Here is a 16,535-nt window from a genome sequence, read left to right as displayed (position 1 = left end):
AACCCGCTCCCACAGGTTGGGCGCCGACTCTGTGGGAGCGGGTTTACCCGCGAAGGGGCCGGGAAACCCAGCACAAAAAAAGGGGAGCATTCGCTCCCCAGAGGTTAACCGCTTGCAGATGAAGGCTTCTGTCAGCCTTCGATCTCGATCAGGATCTCGCCCGGGGTTACCCGGTCGCCCTTGGCCACGTGGATGGCCACGACCTTGCCGGCGATGGCCGCCTGGACTTCGGTCTCCATCTTCATCGCCTCGGTGATCAGCACTGCCTGGCCGGCCTTGACCACATCGCCTTCCTTGACCAGCACATCGACGATGTTGCCCGGCATGCTGGTGCTGACATGGCCCGGTTCGCTGGCCTGCTTGCGCTTGCTGCCGCCACCGCCGACGAACTCGTTGAGCGGCTCGAACACCACTTCTTCCGGCATGCCGTCGATGGACAGGTAGAAGTGGCGCTTGCCTTCGGCCTTGACGCCCACGCCGGTAATGTCGACGCGGTAGGTCTCGCCGTGCACGTCGATGACGAACTCGGTCGGCACGCCCTCACCGCCCACCGAGCCCACCGCGCCGGCTTCCGGAATCGGCAGCAGGGCTTCGGGCTTGAGGGTGCCGGCTTCGCGCTCCTCGAGGAACTTGCGGCCGATGTCGGGGAACATGGCGAAAGTCAGCACGTCTTCCTCGGAGTGCGCCAGGCTGCCGATATCGGCACGCAGCTTGGCCATCTCCGGCTTGAGCAGATCGGCCGGGCGCACGTCGATCACTTCCTCGCTGCCGATGGCCTGGCGGCGCAGCTGCTCGTTGACCACACCCGGGGCCTTGCCGTAACCGCCCTGCAGGTACAGCTTCACCTCGTTGGTGATGGTCTTGTAGCGCTCGCCGGCCAGCACGTTGAAGAACGCCTGGGTACCGACGATCTGCGAGGTCGGCGTCACCAGCGGCGGGAAGCCGAGGTCCTCGCGCACCCGCGGGATCTCCGCCAGCACTTCGTTCATGCGGTTGAGCGCGCCCTGCTCCTTGAGCTGGTTGGCCAGGTTGGAAATCATCCCGCCCGGCACCTGGTTGACCTGCACGCGGGTGTCCACGGCGGTGAACTCGCTCTCGAACTGGTGGTACTTCTTGCGCACGGCGTAGAAGTACAGGCCGATCTCCTGCAGCAGCTCCAGGTCCAGGCCGGTGTCGAACTCACTGCCCTTGAGCGCGGCGACCATCGACTCGGTGCCCGGGTGGCTAGTGCCCCAGGCGAAGCTGGAGATCGCGGTATCGATATGGTCGGCACCGTTTTCCACCGCCTTGAGCTGGCACATCGCGGCCAGGCCGGCGGTGTCGTGGGAGTGGATGAACACCGGCAGCGACTGCTCGGCCTTCAGCGCCTTGACCAGTTCGCCGGTGGCGAACGGGGTCAGCAGGCCGGCCATGTCCTTGATCGCCACCGAGTCGCAACCCATGGCCTCCATCTGCTTGGCCTGCTGCACGAAGGCGTCGATGGTGTGCACGGGGCTGGTGGTGTAGGCGATGGTGCCCTGGGCGTGCTTGCCGGCGGCCTTCACCGCCTCGATGGCCACGCGCAGGTTACGCACGTCGTTCATAGCGTCGAAGATGCGGAACACATCGATGCCGTTGACCGCCGCCTTGGCGACGAAGGCCTTGACCACGTCGTCGCTGTAGTGGCGGTAGCCCAGCAGGTTCTGGCCGCGCAGGAGCATCTGCAGGCGGGTGTTGGGCAATGCGGCGCGCAGCTTGCGCAGGCGCTCCCACGGGTCTTCCTTGAGGAAGCGCACGCAGGCGTCGAAGGTGGCGCCGCCCCAGACTTCCAGCGACCAGTAGCCGACCTTGTCGAGCTTGTCGCAGATCGGCAGCATGTCTTCGGTGCGCATGCGGGTGGCCAGCAGGGACTGGTGGGCGTCGCGCAGGATCGTGTCGGTGACAAAGATTTTCTTGGACATTGTTCGGTTCCTCACAGGCCTGCGTGCGCGGCGATGGCGGCGGCGATGGCCAGGGCCAGCTCTTCGGGTTTGCGCTTGATCGAGTAGTTGGTCAGTTCAGGGTGGCTTTCGACGAAGCTGGTGTTGAACTGGCCGCTGCGGAATTCCGGGTTGCGCAGGATTTCCTGGTAGTACGCGGCGGTGGTCTTCACCCCCTGCACGCGCATGTCGTCCAAGGCTCGCAGGCCACGGTCCATGGCTTCTTCCCAGGTCAGCGCCCAGACCACCAGTTTCAGGCACATGGAGTCGTAGAACGGCGGAATGGTGTAGCCGGTGTAGATCGCCGTGTCGGTGCGTACTCCGGGGCCGCCGGGGGCGTAGTAGCGGGTGATCTTGCCGAAGCTGGGCAGGAAGTTGTTCTTCGGGTCTTCGGCGTTGATACGGAACTGCAACGCAAAGCCGCGGTGCTGGATGTCTTCCTGCTTGATCGACAGCGGCAGGCCGGAAGCGATGCGGATCTGCTCGCGGACGATGTCGATGCCGGTGATTTCCTCGGTGATGGTGTGTTCCACCTGCACCCGGGTGTTCATCTCCATGAAGTAAACCTCGCCATCGGCGAGCAGGAACTCCACGGTACCGGCGTTCTCGTAGTCCACCGCCTTGGCCGCGCGTACCGCCAGGTCGCCGATGTAGGCGCGTTGTTCGGGGGTGAGCTGCGGGCTCGGGGCGATCTCGATGAGCTTCTGGTTGCGGCGCTGGATCGAGCAGTCGCGCTCGAACAGGTGCACCACGTTGCCAAAGCTGTCACCGAGGATCTGCGCCTCGATGTGCTTGGGGTTGACGATGCATTTTTCCAGGAACACTTCCGCCGAGCCGAAGGCCTTGGTGGCCTCGGAGATGACACGGGGGAAGTTCTGCTCCAGCTCTTCACGGCTGTTGCAGCGGCGGATGCCACGCCCGCCGCCACCGGAGGTGGCCTTGAGCATCACCGGGTAACCGATGCGGTCGCCTTCGCGCAGGGCTTCATGGATATCGGCGACGTTGCCTTCGGTGCCAGGGGTGACCGGGACACCGGCCGCGATCATGGTGCGGCGTGCCTCGGTCTTGTCGCCCATGCGGCGAATGACATCGGCGGCCGGGCCGATGAACTTGATCCCGCGTTCGGCGCAGATCTCCGCAAGCTCGGCGTTTTCCGACAGGAAACCGTAGCCTGGATGCAGGGCATCGCAGCCGGTCTCGACAGCAAGGTTCACCAGCTTGCGCGGGTTCAGGTAGCCGGCCAGGGGCTCGGCACCGATGCTGTAGGCCTCGTCGGCGCGCTTGACGTGCAGGGCGTGACGGTCGGCGTCGGCATAGATCGCGACGGAGCGAATGCCCATCTCGGCGCACGCACGCACGATCCGAACTGCGATCTCACCCCGGTTGGCGATCAGGATTTTTGTTATCACTGGAGTCTTCCCAAAGCCGTAGGAACAGACGATCCGGTTTTACCGGTCGGCGCGTGACCAGACGTCGCTGGCCAGTCGCATATTTACCCTAGCGCTGAAGGTCGATAAACAAAAATCAATATTTGTTAGGGGTAGTATTAGCAAAAGCTTATAGTGAGGTAACAAGGTTTTGCCGGAGCCCCGGAGAAAATGCGTAAGTCCTTGATGCGTATGACTTTGCGTCAACTGCAAGTGTTCAACGAGGTGTGTGATCTGCGCTCCTACAGCCGGGCGGCCGAGGAGATGGCGCTGACACAACCCGCCGTTAGTCTACAGATCCGCCAGCTCGAGGAACTGGTCGGCCAGCCGCTGTTCGAGTACGTCGGCAAGAAGCTCTACCTGACCGAGGCGGCAGAGGCGCTGCAACGCGCCAGCCGGGATATCTTCGGGCGCCTGGAGAACCTCGACATGCAGCTGTCGGACCTGCAGGGCTCATTGCAGGGGCAGCTGAAACTGGCGATCGAATCCAGCGCCAAGTACTTCGTGCCACACCTGTTCGCCGCCTTCAAGCAGCGCCACCCGGAGGTCAACCTCACCCTCACGGTGGTCAACCGGGCCCAGGCAATCCGGCGTCTGTCGGACAACCGCGACGACCTGACCATCATGTCCATGGTGCCCCAGGACATGGGCCTGGAATTCCTGCCCTTCCTCAACAACCCGATCGTCGCCGTGGCACCGCCGGACCATCCGCTGTGCAAGCTCGGACAGCTGCGCCTGCAGGATCTCGAGCCTCATGCCCTGCTGGTCCGCGAACAAGGGTCGGGCACGCGCAAAGCCTGCGAGGAGTTCTTCAAGGACAAGCGCGTGCATTTCACCCAGACCGTCGAGGTGGCCTCCACCGATGCCCAGCGCGAATGCGTGGTGGCCGGCCTGGGCATCGCCCTGCTGACCCGCCACGCAGTCAACCTGGAGCTGGCCACCGGCGTACTCAGGGAACTGCCGGTAGAGGAATTGCCGCTGTACCGCAGCTGGTGCCTGGTGCAATCCAAAAACAAGCGCCAGTCGCCGGTCGCCTTGGCCTTCCAGGCGTTCATCCGCAGCGAACGTGCGCAAATCAGCGGGCTTGTTGAGCGTTTCTCGGGGAAGTTGCCGCCGATACCTGCCACACCGTGATGTCCTGCAGGTCGGGGTAGTCGGCCAGCTCGCGCAGCAGCTGGCGCTGGTCGCAGTAGCTTTCGATCGCGCGGCGGAACTCCATGCGGCGCTGGTCCTTTTCCTGCTGCTTGCGAGCCTTGGCGTTGGGTTGGTACACACCTGCGTGATCATGTGCCATTGCCTGTCTCCCAGATAGGATGCGGGGAGTTTCAGACTGGCCTCGGGGGTTTACGGTTTGGCGGTGGAATGGTGACGAAATGATGAAATCTACCTGTGGGTGATCGCGGGGCAATCCCGCTCCCACAGGTCAGGAAACATCGATCAGTCGTCGGTGGCCTTGATCGACTTCGGCGACAAACGCAGGCTGCGCAAGCTGCGCTTGACGCTCTTGAGGTGGTTGACCAGGCTCGGCCCGCGGGCCATGGCCACGCCCATGGCCAGCACGTCGATCACCACCAGGTGGGCGATACGCGAGGTCAGCGGGGTGTAGATCTCGGTGTCTTCATGCACGTCGATGGCCAGGTTGACCGTCGACAGCTCCGCCAACGGTGTCTGGCTCGGGCACAGGGTGATCAGGTTGGCGCCGCTTTCACGCACCAGGTTGGCGGTGATCAGCAGGTCCTTGGAACGCCCCGACTGCGAGATGCACACCGCCACATCACCCGGCTTCAGGGTGACCGCCGACATCGCCTGCATGTGCGGGTCGGAATAGGCCGCGGCGCTGAGCAGCAGGCGGAAGAACTTGTGCTGGGCATCGGCCGCTACCGCGCCGGAAGCGCCAAAGCCGTAGAACTCCACGCGCTGGGCCTGGGCCATGGCGGTCACCGCCTGCTGCAGCGCCTGCGGGTCGAGGTGCTCGCGCACTTCCATCAGCGTGTGCAGGGTGGTGTCGAAGATCTTCAGGCTATAGTCGGCGACCGAGTCGTCTTCATGGATGGCGAACTGGCCGAAACTGGCGCCGGCGGCCAGGCTCTGCGCCAGCTTGAGCTTGAGGTCCTGGAAGCCAGAGCAGCCGATCGCCCGGCAAAAGCGCACGATGGTTGGCTCGCTTATCCCCACGCTGTGCGCCAGGTCGGCCATCGAGCTGTGCATGACGGCAGCCGGGTCGAGCAGCACATGGTCGGCCACTTTGAGTTCCGATTTGCGCAGCAGGTGCCGCGATTGGTCGATATGTTGCAACAGATTCACGGGCTGGACTCGGTTATGATCGGCGTGCCGGGATGTAGCTTTCTTGTAGTTATACTACATGCTTGCCAACCCGCCCAGCTAAACGAACGTGGAGAGTGGTGGCTTGACGATTCCTTGCGACATCCTGGTCTTCGGCGGCACGGGCGACCTGGCCCTGCACAAACTGCTCCCGGCGCTCTATCACCTGTATCGCGAGGCCCGCCTGCACAACGCCGTGCGGATCATCGCCCTGGCCCGGCGTCACCTTTCGCGCAACGACTACCTCAAGCTCGCCGAACGCCATTGCCGGGCACAGATCGCCCGCCAGGACTTCGACGAGGACGTCTGGCAGCGCTTCTGCGCACGTCTGGACTACTTCCCCATGGACGCCGCGCAGAGCGCCGACTTCGGTCGCCTCGCCCGCTACCTGGGCGAGCCCGGCGGGCTCACGCGCATCTTCTACCTGGCCACCGCGCCCAAGCTGTTCGTGCCCATCGCCAACCACCTGCGCATCGCCGGCCTTGCCGACGGCGAGGCGCGCATCGTGCTGGAGAAGCCCATCGGCCATTCGCTGGAGTCGGCCACCGCGATCAACGAGGCCATCGGCGCGGTGTTCAGCGAACCGCAGGTTTTCCGCATCGACCACTACCTGGGCAAGGAAACCGTGCAGAACCTCATGGCCCTGCGCTTCGCCAATGCCTTGCTGGAGCCGGTGTGGCGCAACGGCCAGGTCGACCATGTGCAGATAAGCGTCTGCGAGACCCTCGGCGTGGAGAACCGCGGCGCCTACTACGACCGTGCCGGCGCCACCCGCGACATGCTGCAGAACCACCTGCTGCAATTGCTCTGCCTGGTGGCCATGGAGCCTCCGGCGCAGTTCGAGGCCGAAGCGGTACGTGACGAGAAGGTGAAGATTCTCCGCGCGCTCAAGCCCATCACCGGCCAGGACGTGCAGGACAAGACCGTGCGCGGCCAGTACGGCGCCGGCAAGATCGGCGGCCAGGAAGTGCCGGCCTACTACTTCGAGAAGGACGTGGACAACGACAGCGACACCGAGACCTTCGTCGCGGTGCAGGCGCACATCGACAACTGGCGCTGGGCCGGCGTGCCCTTCTACCTGCGCACCGGCAAGCGCATGGCGCGGCGCTCGTCGCAGATCGTCATCCAGTTCAAGCCGGTGCCCCACGAACTGTTCAGCGGCGGTCAGGTCAACCAGTTGCTGATCCAGCTACAGCCGGACGAGCACATCAGCCTGCGCATGATGACCAAGAGCCCGGGCAAGGGCATGCGCCTGGCACCGGTCGAACTGGACCTGAACCTCGCCCAGGCCTTCGCCCAGACCCGCCGCTGGGACGCCTACGAGCGGCTGCTGCTGGATGTGCTGGAAGGCGACTCGACACTGTTCATGCGCCGCGACGAGGTCGAGGCCGCCTGGGCCTGGATCGACCCGATCCTGCAGGGCTGGGAGGAGCACTTCCAGGCGCCACGTCCCTACCCCGCCGGCAGCAATGGCCCGGAACAGGCCAACAGCCTGTTGGCCCGCCAAGGCCAGGCCTGGCACCTGTAGGAGCGGCCTCGTGCCGCGAAACGGCTGCAAAGCAGCCCCGGCAACTCCAAGCCGGGCGCCTATTATCAACGCCTTGAAAAGGCCGACCTTCAGCGCAACAGGTCGGCCGTCGAGCGATCAAGCAGCGCGCGGAACGAGGTCGCATCCACCGGCCGGCTGATCAGGTAGCCCTGCACCTCGTCACAGCCATGCTCGCGCAGGAACTGAAGCTGCTCGCGGGTTTCCACCCCTTCGGCCACTACCTTCAGTCGCAGGCTCTTGGCCATGGCGATGATCGCCCGGGTGATGGCCGCGTCCTGAGTCCCTTCGAGCAGGCCGCGAATGAACGCCTGGTCAATCTTCACGTAGTCGACCGGGAACCGTTTGAGGTAGCTCAGCGACGAGTAGCCGGTGCCGAAATCGTCGATGGCCAGCTTCACCCCCAACGCGTGCAGCTGTTCGAAGGTGGTGATGATGTGCTCGACGCTGTCCAGCAACTGGCTTTCGGTCAGCTCCAACTCCAGCAGGTGCGGCGCCAGGCCGGACTCCTGCAGGACCTGGCGCACCAGACTGACCAGCTTGCCCTGGCGCAGCTGGTACACCGAAAGGTTGACCGAAACACGTACCTCCAGGCCCTGGCGCAACCATTCGCACGCCTGCCAGCAAGCCTGGCGCAGCACGAACTCACCCATGGGCGCGATCAGTCCGGTCTCTTCAGCCAGGCCGATGAACTCACTGGGCGGCACCATGCCCCACTCGGGGTGCTGCCAGCGCACCAGCGCCTCGGCCGCGTGCAACTGGCCGGTGCGCAGGCACAGCTTGGGCTGGTAGTAGACCAGCAACTGGCGCTCGTCGATGGCCTTGCGCAGCTGGTTCTCCAGTTGCAGGCGTTCCAGGGTGCTGGCCCGCAGACTCTCGGTGTAGAACTGGAAGCTGTCGCCGCCCAGGTGCTTGGCGTGCTGCTTGGCCATGTCGGCCTGGCTGACCAGGGCATTGAGGTCGAGGGTGGCGTCGGACAACAGGCTGATGCCCACCGACGCGCTGATCACCACCTCGTGCCCGCCGATGCGCTGGGGCACGCGCAGCTTGTCGAGCAGCCGGGTGGTGACGCGCACCAGGCTCGACAGGTTGGTATAGCCGTCGAACAGCACGGCGAACTCGTCGCCGGACAGGCGCGCCACGGTATCGGCTTCCGGCACCGCGTTGGCCAGGCGCTGGGCCATCTTCTTGAGCAACTGGTCCGCCAGTTCGTGGCCCAGGCTCTCGTTAAGCAGCTTGAAGCGATCCAGGTCCACATGCAGCAGCGCCAGGCTACGGCCGTTGAGCCGCATGCGCTGCGCCGCCTCATGCAGGCGCAAGCGGAACAGCGCCCGGTTGGCCAGCCCGGTGAGGTCATCGTAATGCGCCAGGTAGCGCAGGCGCTCCTCGGATTCACGGCGTGCAGACAGGTCGGTGAAGAAGCCGACGATATTGACGATCCGTCCCCGTGTGTCATTCACACTGTTCAGTTGCAGCCACTGCGGGTAGAGCTCGCCGTTCTTGCGCGCCTCGACCAGCTCGCCCTGCCAGCGGCCCTGCTGCTCCAGGGCCTGGTCGATGGCCTGGCTGTGGCGCCGGGCATCGCGGCTGCAGGGCAGTTCCAGGGCGTTGCGGGCGATCAGCTCGGCCCGGCCGTAGCCAGTGACGTCGCAGAAGGCCTGGTTCACCGCCAGCAGCTGGAAGTCCGCGTCGAGAATGGCGATCCCTTCGCTGGCCGCCTCGAACACCGTCGCGGCCAAGCGCTGCTGCTCCTCCTGTTCCTTTTGTGCAGTGATATCGCGGCGGGTGCCAAGCATGCGCAGGACCTTGCCCTGGGCATCGGACTCCACCGCCCGCCCCCGGTCCTCGATCCAGCACCAGTGGCCTTGGGCATGGCGTATCCGGTATTCAACCCGGTAGTCCTCGGTGCGCCCCTTGAGGTGCTCGACCAGCGTACGGCGCAGCACGGGCAGGTCGTCGGGGTGCAACCGAGGCTTGAGGTCGGCGCGCACCGAGCGGACCTGCTCCGGATCCAGGCCGAACAGCGTATGCAACTGGGTGTGGTGGACCTCGTCGGTTTCCAGGTTCCAGTCCCACAGCCCGAGTTCGCTGGCCTGCAAGGCCAGGGCCAGGCGCTGCTCGCTCTTGCTCAGGGCCTGGTTGGCCAGGTCCAGCTCATGACTGCGTTGGGCCACGCGCTGCTCGAGGCCGGCATGGGCCTTGCGCAGGTCATCCTCGGCCCGGCGTCGTTGGGCGATCTCTGTGCTGAGCTGGCGGTTGAGGCCTTCGCCATGACGCTGGGCGTTCTGCAGGTGCTCGATCAGCGCCTGGTTCTGGAAGCGGCGCAGCAGGCCGCGCTCGATCAGGCGATTGACCTGCCAGGCCACCACCATCAGCGCCACCAGCAGGATCAGCCCCAGCCAGCCCCAGCCGCGCTGGTGCCCGGCGTCGTAGACGAACAGAAACGCGATCGGCGGCAGCAGGCACGGCAGGGCGAAGCTGAGAAACGCCGGCAGGCTCACCGCGTAGGCGACACTGGCCGACAGCGCCGCCGCGCCGAGCAGGCCGAAGACCCAGGCCTGCTGCACGAAGTTGTCCGCCGGCGCCAGGGCGATTACCGCGCTGGCCAAGGTCAGGCCGCTGAACGCCGAGCCGAGCAGGAACATGCGCCGCCAGGTCGGCTTGGCCTGGCGCGCCGGCGTCGCCGCGTCGAAGGCCGCCACCTGGATCACCCGCAGCGCCACCAGCGCCAGCAACCAGGCCAGCCACACCCCGACCAGCAGATAGCGCGCAGGGCTCCACAGCAGCCAGGCGCAGAGCAGGCCGTTGAGCAGCATGAACAAGGTGGGCAACAACGAGCCCTGGTACAGCAGGCGAGTACGCTCGATCGACAGCTGGGTGGCGAATTGCCTGCGAACGCTCCTTGTCGTCTCCGGCGATGCTCCGATCGCCCCGCAATCCTGGGTCATATTGGCTGGTTTCTTTTGTGTTCTTGTTATGGCTGACCGCAAATGTGCAGGGAGCATACACAAGCACCGCGTCGGACCAAACTGCTCTGCGTCATGATTTCGAAAATGTCTGCTGCGTCCAGGTCTGACCGCTCAACCACGGGTGCCAGGCGAGGCCGCCGATGAACGGTCGAGCGCCCGCCCGGCGATTTGCACCCGGGGCGTTTGCCCCTGCCTTCGCGCGGCCATAGAATGCCCGGATGCATAATGACGACCTCTCCCTCCTGCTGAACTCCCTCAACGACGCTCAACGCCAGGCCGTGGCGGCCTCGGTGGGGCGCCAACTGGTGCTGGCCGGCGCCGGCTCGGGCAAGACCCGCGTGCTGGTGCACCGCATCGCCTGGCTGATCCAGGTCGAGCAGGCCTCGCCGCACTCGATCCTGTCGGTGACCTTCACCAACAAGGCCGCGGCGGAAATGCGCCAGCGAATAGAGCAACTGCTGGGCATCAACCCGGCCGGCATGTGGGTCGGCACCTTCCACGGCCTGGCCCACCGCCTGCTGCGGGCGCACTGGCAGGAGGCGGGGCTGGCGCAGAACTTCCAGATCCTCGACAGCGACGACCAGCAGCGCCTGATCAAGCGGGTGATCCGCGAGATGGGCCTGGACGAGCAGAAATGGCCGGCGCGCCAGGTCCAGTGGTTCATCAACGGGCAGAAGGACGAAGGCCTGCGCCCACGCCATATCCAGGCCAGCGGCGACCTGTTCCTGGCCACCATGCGTGACATCTATGTGGCCTACGAGCAGGCCTGCGACCGCGCCGGGGTCATCGACTTCTCCGAGCTGCTGCTGCGCGCCCTCGACCTGTGGCGCGACCACCCGGACCTGCTCAGGCACTACCAGCGCCGCTTCCGCCACTTGCTGGTGGACGAGTTCCAGGACACCAACGCCGTGCAGTACGCCTGGTTGCGCCTGCTGGCCTCCGGTGGCGACAGCCTGATGGCGGTGGGCGACGACGACCAGTCGATCTACGGCTGGCGCGGCGCCAAGATCGAGAACATCCACCAGTACACCGCCGACTTCCCGGACGCCGAGCTGATCCGCCTGGAGCAGAACTACCGCTCCACCGGCGGCATCCTCAAGGCCGCCAATGCCCTGATCGCCAACAACAGCGGGCGCCTGGGCAAGGAACTGTGGACCGACATGGGCGAGGGCGAACCGCTCACGCTCTATGCCGCGTACAACGAGCACGACGAAGCGCGCTACGTGGTCGAGACCATCGAAAGCCTGGTCAAGCAGGGCAACGCGCGCAGCGAGATCGCCATTCTCTACCGCTCCAACGCCCAGTCGCGGGTGCTGGAAGAGGCCCTTCTGCGCGAACGCATTCCGTACCGCATCTATGGCGGCCAGCGCTTCTTCGAGCGCGCCGAGATCAAGAACGCCATGGCCTACCTGCGCCTGCTCGAAGGTCGCGGCAATGACGCGGCGCTGGAACGGGTGATCAACGTGCCGCCACGGGGCATCGGCGAAAAGACCGTCGAGGCCATCCGCGACCACGCCCGCCACAGCCAACTGTCGATGTGGGAAGCCATGTGCCAGCTGCTCGCCGCCAAGGCCCTCAAGGGCCGCGCCGCCAGCGCTCTGGGGGCGTTCATCGAACTGCTCGAGAACCTCGCAGCCAAGGTGCTGGACATGCCGCTGCACCTGATGACCCAGACGGTCATCGAGCAGTCCGGGCTGATCGTCTACCACCAGGAAGAAAAGGGCGAGAAAGGCCAGGCCCGGGTGGAAAACCTTGAGGAACTGGTCAGCGCGGCGCGCAACTTCGAGACCAGCGACGAAGACGCCGACCTCTCGCCGTTGTCGGCGTTCCTCGGCCACGCCTCGCTGGAGGCCGGCGACACCCAGGCCGACGAGCACGAGGACAGCATCCAGCTGATGACCCTGCACAGTGCCAAGGGCCTGGAGTTCCCGTACGTGTTCCTGGTGGGCATGGAGGAAGGCCTGTTCCCGCACAAGATGAGCCTGGAAGAGCCCGGTCGTCTTGAAGAGGAGCGCCGCCTGGCCTACGTGGGCGTCACCCGGGCCATGCGCCAGCTGGTCATGACCTACGCCGAGACCCGCCGCCTGTATGGCAGCGAGACCTATAACAAGGTGTCGCGCTTCGTCCGGGAGATCCCCGCCGGGCTGGTGCAGGAGGTACGCCTGTCGAACACCGTCAGCCGTCCGTTCGGTGGCGCGAAGACGCCGGCCAGCAGCCTGTTCGCCAACGCCAGCATCCCGCAGACCGCCTTCAGCCTCGGCCAGCGGGTGCAACATGCGGTATTCGGTGAAGGCGTAATCCTCAACTTCGAGGGCTCCGGCGCCCAGGCACGGGTGCAGGTGAACTTCTCCGAGGGCAGCAAGTGGCTGATGCTGGGCTACGCCAAGCTGGAAGCCATCTGACTGCCGCTCCCACAGGTACAACGCCAACCTGTAGGAGCGGCCTTGTGTCGCGAAAGGGCTGCGCAGCAGCCCCGGGATTTCAGCGTTGTTGCAAAGATCGCCGGGGCCGCTTTGCGGCCCTTTCGCGACGCAAGGCCGCTCCTACAGAGATCACGCCAGTTAAGAAATCTCAGCAAGACAGTTGCTCCCACACGGCCCCTACCATCCCTACGATCAAGCAAAAGCTCGAAACATCTTGTCGCTGGCTATGTCTGCCAGTTCATGTGCACCATGACGCGCGTGCAATCCACACAAACGGGAATCCCCATCTTATGCAACGTTTTCTTAGCATCGCTCTGGCGCTCTGCGTCGGCCTGACGCTGAGCCTCGACGCCAACGCCAAGCGCTTCGGTGGTGGCAAGAGCTCGGGCTCCGCGCCTATCCACCAGACCCGCCAGGCCACCCCGACCACGCCTGCCGCCGCCCCGACCGCCCCTGGCCGCGCACCTGCCGCCGCCAGCGGTGCCTCGCGCTGGCTGGGCCCACTCGCCGGCCTCGCCGCCGGTGGCCTGCTGGCCTCCATGTTCATGGGCGACGGCTTCGATGGCATGCAGATCCTCGATTTCCTGATCATGGGCCTGATCGCCTTCCTGGTCTTCCGCTTCATTGCCGCGCGCCGTCGCCAGCAGCAGCCGCAACACGCTGCCGCCGGCCACGCCCCGTACCAGCGCGAAGCCCAGCCGCAGGCCGCCCCGCAGTCGATCTTCGGCGGCTCCGCCGCACCGGTCGCCTCGCCTGTGATCAACGCCCCGGCCTGGTTCAACGAAGCCAGCTTCCTGTCCGCCGCCCGTTCGCACTTCCAGTCGCTGCAACAGCACTGGGACGCCAACGAGATGGACAAGATCGCCGAGTTCGTCACCCCGCAGATGCTCGAGTTCCTCAAGCGCGAGCGCGCTGACCAGGGTGAAGGCTTCCAGTCCACCTACATCGACGACCTCGATGTGCAACTGGACGGCGTCGACGAGCGCGCCGACCAGACTGACGCCACCCTGACCTTCCGTGGCGTGTCGAAGACCTCGCGCTTCGACCAGGGCGAAGCGTTCAGCGAAAGCTGGCACATGGTTCGCGCCCATGGCGAAAACCAGCCTTGGCTGCTGGCCGGTATCCGCCAAAACGGTTAACCGTCGCACGTTGCAGAAAAAACCCCGGGCCTGTCCCGGGGTTTTTGCTTTTGCCAGAGCGGCCTACTAGGGTATAACGCGCAGCGTTGTCATAAGGTCAGAGGATGTGAACCGTGGAAGAAGTGATCGAACAACTCCGTGAAGCCAACGAGCCGGTACCGGTGCCGCTGGAGCTGCCGGACGAGGATCAGCTGGTCGAGATCGAGGAAGAGCTGTTCATCAACATCCCGTTCGTGTTCAAGGAATACCTGCTGACCGTCAGCGACGTGGTGTACGGTAGCCTCGAGCCGGTGACCGTGACCGATCCGCAATCCCACACCTACCTGCCGGAAGTGGCGGCCAACGCCTGGGACGCCGGTGTGCCCCGCGATCTCATTCCCATCTGCCAGGACGGAGACGACTACTACTGCGTCGAAGAGGACGGCACCGTGGTGCTGTGGTCCGGCGAAGAAGAAATCGTCACCGAGGAAAGCTGGGAATCGGTCTGGCACTGGGCACGGGATGTCTGGCTGGAAAGCTGAATGAGAAATACCCGCACAAAGTGATGGCTTATAGCTACCAATCACTCGTAGAATCGCCAGGCTCTCTGCGCCTGGCGACACTGCTACCGCTCCATCCCCTCGGACGACGGTGAAATCTTGCGCAGAAAGCGTTAACCGCCCGCTCAGTGCGAATGATCGCGGCTGTTCTCCAGCGTCTCCAGCAACGCCACCTGCATCCGCGTATGCACCCGGATCAACCAGCGCCACAGCAGCGCCACCACCACCGCCGCCACCACCACGATGACCAGCAGCAGTTCGCTGGTCGGCAGGATACTTGCCGACAAGGCCGACAGCAGCAGGAAGATCACCAGCAGTGACAGCAGCGGAATCACCTCGGCGATCACCCGCCGTACCCGCTGGGTATGCCGCCCGGCCATCTCGGGCTTGACGCCCATCTCCGCCAACAGCATCGACAACGCCTTGAGCTTGCGGTACGCCGCAATCAGGAACGGCAGCGACAGCAGCAATGCCGCGCCCCAGATCATCGCCTTCTGCTGGCCGGCATCCGCCACCCACTCGCTCAACCAGATGCCAATGCGCCCGGCGAAGTAACCGCCACTGAAGAAGATCGCGATCACCAGCGCCAGGTTGACCCCGACCTGCAGCAGAATGCGCCGGATCATCGCCGCCAGCATGGCTCCCTCACCCTGTGGCTGGATGCTGCGTAGCCACTCGCCGTACAGCGACAGCACCCGTGCCACGCGGCTCGGTACTACCTTGCCCAACCTTATCGACAGCGGGTCAGCAGCCCGGATCAGGTACGGCGTCAGCAAGGTCGTAATGGCCGACACCGCCACAGCGACCGGATAGAGAAAGTCACTGGTGACCTGCAAGGTCACCCCCAGGGCGGCGATGATGAAGGAGAATTCGCCGATCTGCGAAAGCCCCATCCCCACGCGCAACGAGGTGCGCCCGTCGTTGCCGGCGATGAACGCGCCCATGCCGCAGGAGAGCATCTTGCCCAGCACCACCGCCAGGGTGATGACCACGATAGGCCAGGCGTACTCGACCAGGATCGACGGGTCGATCATCAGACCGATGGCGACGAAGAAGATGGCGCTGAACAGGTCGCGAACCGGCTCGATCAGCCGTTCGATTTTCAGCAACTGGCGCGACTCGGCCATGATCGCGCCGATCAGGAAGGCACCGAGCACCATGCTGTACTCGAGCTTGACCACCAGCAGGCAGAAGCCGAAACACAGGCCCAGCACGGTGATCAGCAGCATCTCGTTGCTTTCGAATTTCGCCACGTAAGCCAGCAGCCGCGGCACCAGCAGGATGCCGATGACCAGCGCGACGATCATGAACAGCGACAGCTTGCCCACGGTGGAGAACACTTCGCCGGAGCTCACCGAGCCGCTGACGGCGATCCCCGACAGCAGCGCGATGATGCCGATGCCGAGGATGTCCTCGACGATCAGCACGCCGAAGATCAGCTGGGCGAAACGCTCGTTTTTCATCTTCAGGTCGTTGAGCGCCTTGACGATGATGGTGGTCGAGGAGATCGCCAGGATCGCCCCGAGGAACAGCGAATCCATGGTGTTCCAGCCGAACCAGCGACCGATCTCGAAACCGATCCAGATCATCAGGACGATTTCCAGGAACGCGGCGATGAAAGCCGTGGCGCCGACCTTGAACAGCTTGCGCAGGCTGAACTCCAGGCCCAGGCAGAACATCAGGAAGATCACCCCAAGTTCGGCCAGGGTCTTGATGGTGTCTTCGTCGTGGATCAGGCCGAACGGCGGCGTGTGTGGACCGATGATGAAGCCGGCGACGATGTAGCCCAGCACCACCGGCTGCTTGAGGCGATGAAAAAGGATGGTGACCACCCCGGCAACCAGCATGATCACCGCCAGGTCCTGGATGAAGCTGATGGCATGCATGGCGTGATACTCCTTGTTTTCGGTACTCGGGGCGAACCGCTCCTCTGCCGGACGATCCTTCGGCGCGGAGCAGGCACATACTGTTGTGATAGACGCAAAATCCCACGTTGCATGGGCGTCGTCAGGTTAACATCGCGCCTTGCCACAAATTGCCGATGCAATATGTAGAAACAGATCGGCCGATTCGACACCGCCGATGGCAAGATTGGCGTGACGATGGAGCGTCAGCCGACGTCCCGTACCAGGATGGGAAACCTCTACGAGGGGAAACAGAAGTGTCTGCAGATACCCGCCCCGAATCCGTGCAAATTCACCGTGAGCTCTCT

11 protein-coding genes are annotated in these 16,535 nt (G+C 64.5%); 5 read left to right on the top strand and 6 right to left on the bottom strand.

Annotation, left to right across the window (positions count from 1 at the left end; all coding sequences use genetic code 11):
• Positions 1-131: 131 nt before the first annotated feature.
• Complete coding sequence (gene oadA, locus DMX06_RS08540) at positions 132-1,940, bottom strand: sodium-extruding oxaloacetate decarboxylase subunit alpha (protein WP_050707569.1); 1,809 nt, start codon at positions 1,938-1,940, stop codon at positions 132-134.
• A gap of 11 nt (positions 1,941-1,951) precedes the next feature.
• A complete protein-coding gene (locus tag DMX06_RS08535; protein WP_050707570.1) occupies positions 1,952-3,367 on the bottom strand; it encodes an acetyl-CoA carboxylase biotin carboxylase subunit in 1,416 nt (471 codons plus the stop codon).
• 204 nt (positions 3,368-3,571) lie between these two features.
• On the opposite strand from DMX06_RS08535, the gene DMX06_RS08530 reads away from it, so the two are divergent.
• The gene (locus DMX06_RS08530; protein WP_181427799.1) at positions 3,572-4,519 is read left to right on the top strand and encodes a LysR family transcriptional regulator; all 948 of its coding nucleotides are present in this window, start codon (positions 3,572-3,574) and stop codon (positions 4,517-4,519) included.
• Here DMX06_RS08530 and DMX06_RS08525 read toward each other — a convergent pair.
• Complete coding sequence (locus DMX06_RS08525; RefSeq protein ID WP_110736194.1) at positions 4,461-4,679, bottom strand: PA3496 family putative envelope integrity protein; 219 nt, start codon at positions 4,677-4,679, stop codon at positions 4,461-4,463. The genes DMX06_RS08530 and DMX06_RS08525 overlap by 59 nt on opposite strands.
• 143 nt (positions 4,680-4,822) lie before the next feature.
• Positions 4,823-5,689 (bottom strand): transcriptional regulator HexR, encoded by an 867-nt coding sequence (hexR, locus tag DMX06_RS08520; protein ID WP_023630201.1) that lies wholly within the window; start codon positions 5,687-5,689, stop codon positions 4,823-4,825.
• Positions 5,690-5,792: 103 nt separating this feature from the next.
• Between hexR and zwf the strand changes: the two genes are divergently transcribed.
• A complete protein-coding gene (gene zwf / locus DMX06_RS08515; RefSeq protein ID WP_110736192.1) occupies positions 5,793-7,235 on the top strand; it encodes a glucose-6-phosphate dehydrogenase in 1,443 nt (480 codons plus the stop codon).
• A gap of 89 nt (positions 7,236-7,324) precedes the next feature.
• Here zwf and DMX06_RS08510 read toward each other — a convergent pair whose 3' ends face one another.
• Positions 7,325-10,201, bottom strand: coding sequence for an EAL domain-containing protein (locus DMX06_RS08510; RefSeq protein ID WP_110736191.1), 2,877 nt, complete (start codon positions 10,199-10,201; stop codon positions 7,325-7,327).
• A gap of 239 nt (positions 10,202-10,440) precedes the next feature.
• Here DMX06_RS08510 and uvrD point away from each other — a divergent pair, with 239 nt between their 5' ends.
• The 3 genes from uvrD to DMX06_RS08490 all read left to right on the top strand — a co-directional run bounded on the left by uvrD (position 10,441) and on the right by DMX06_RS08490 (position 14,305).
• A complete protein-coding gene (gene uvrD / locus DMX06_RS08505) occupies positions 10,441-12,624 on the top strand; it encodes a DNA helicase II (RefSeq protein ID WP_110736189.1) in 2,184 nt (727 codons plus the stop codon).
• 311 nt (positions 12,625-12,935) lie between these two features.
• Positions 12,936-13,784 carry a Tim44 domain-containing protein gene (locus tag DMX06_RS08495; RefSeq protein ID WP_110736185.1) on the top strand — a complete coding sequence of 283 codons (849 nt, stop codon included), beginning with the start codon at positions 12,936-12,938 and terminating at the stop codon, positions 13,782-13,784.
• Between the two features lie 113 nt (positions 13,785-13,897).
• Positions 13,898-14,305: an SMI1/KNR4 family protein gene (locus DMX06_RS08490; protein WP_028689999.1), complete on the top strand. Its 408-nt coding sequence runs from the start codon at positions 13,898-13,900 to the stop codon at positions 14,303-14,305.
• 143 nt (positions 14,306-14,448) lie between these two features.
• On the opposite strand, the gene DMX06_RS08485 is transcribed toward DMX06_RS08490, so the two are convergent.
• Positions 14,449-16,209 carry a cation:proton antiporter gene (locus DMX06_RS08485; RefSeq protein WP_110736183.1) on the bottom strand — a complete coding sequence of 587 codons (1,761 nt, stop codon included), beginning with the start codon at positions 16,207-16,209 and terminating at the stop codon, positions 14,449-14,451.
• Positions 16,210-16,535: the final 326 nt, after the last annotated feature.

Source organism: Pseudomonas mosselii (assembly GCF_003205295.1).
In the GTDB taxonomy this organism is placed as follows: Bacteria; Pseudomonadota; Gammaproteobacteria; order Pseudomonadales; family Pseudomonadaceae; genus Aquipseudomonas; species Aquipseudomonas mosselii_B.
This window is presented reverse-complemented; position numbering and strand designations above follow the sequence as displayed.

Excerpts from the sequence above, each read along its gene's own strand:
- oadA (WP_050707569.1), bottom strand. The coding sequence starts at position 1,940 with ATGTCCAAGAAAATCTTTGTCACCGACACGATCCTGCGCGACGCCCAC.
- DMX06_RS08485 (WP_110736183.1), bottom strand. The coding sequence starts at position 16,209 with ATGCATGCCATCAGCTTCATCCAGGACCTGGCGGTGATCATGCTGGTT.
- DMX06_RS08510 (WP_110736191.1), bottom strand. The coding sequence starts at position 10,201 with ATGACCCAGGATTGCGGGGCGATCGGAGCATCGCCGGAGACGACAAGG.
- DMX06_RS08525 (WP_110736194.1), bottom strand. The coding sequence starts at position 4,679 with ATGGCACATGATCACGCAGGTGTGTACCAACCCAACGCCAAGGCTCGC.
- DMX06_RS08530 (WP_181427799.1), top strand. The coding sequence starts at position 3,572 with ATGCGTATGACTTTGCGTCAACTGCAAGTGTTCAACGAGGTGTGTGAT.
- DMX06_RS08495 (WP_110736185.1), top strand. The coding sequence starts at position 12,936 with ATGCAACGTTTTCTTAGCATCGCTCTGGCGCTCTGCGTCGGCCTGACG.
- uvrD (WP_110736189.1), top strand. The coding sequence starts at position 10,441 with ATGCATAATGACGACCTCTCCCTCCTGCTGAACTCCCTCAACGACGCT.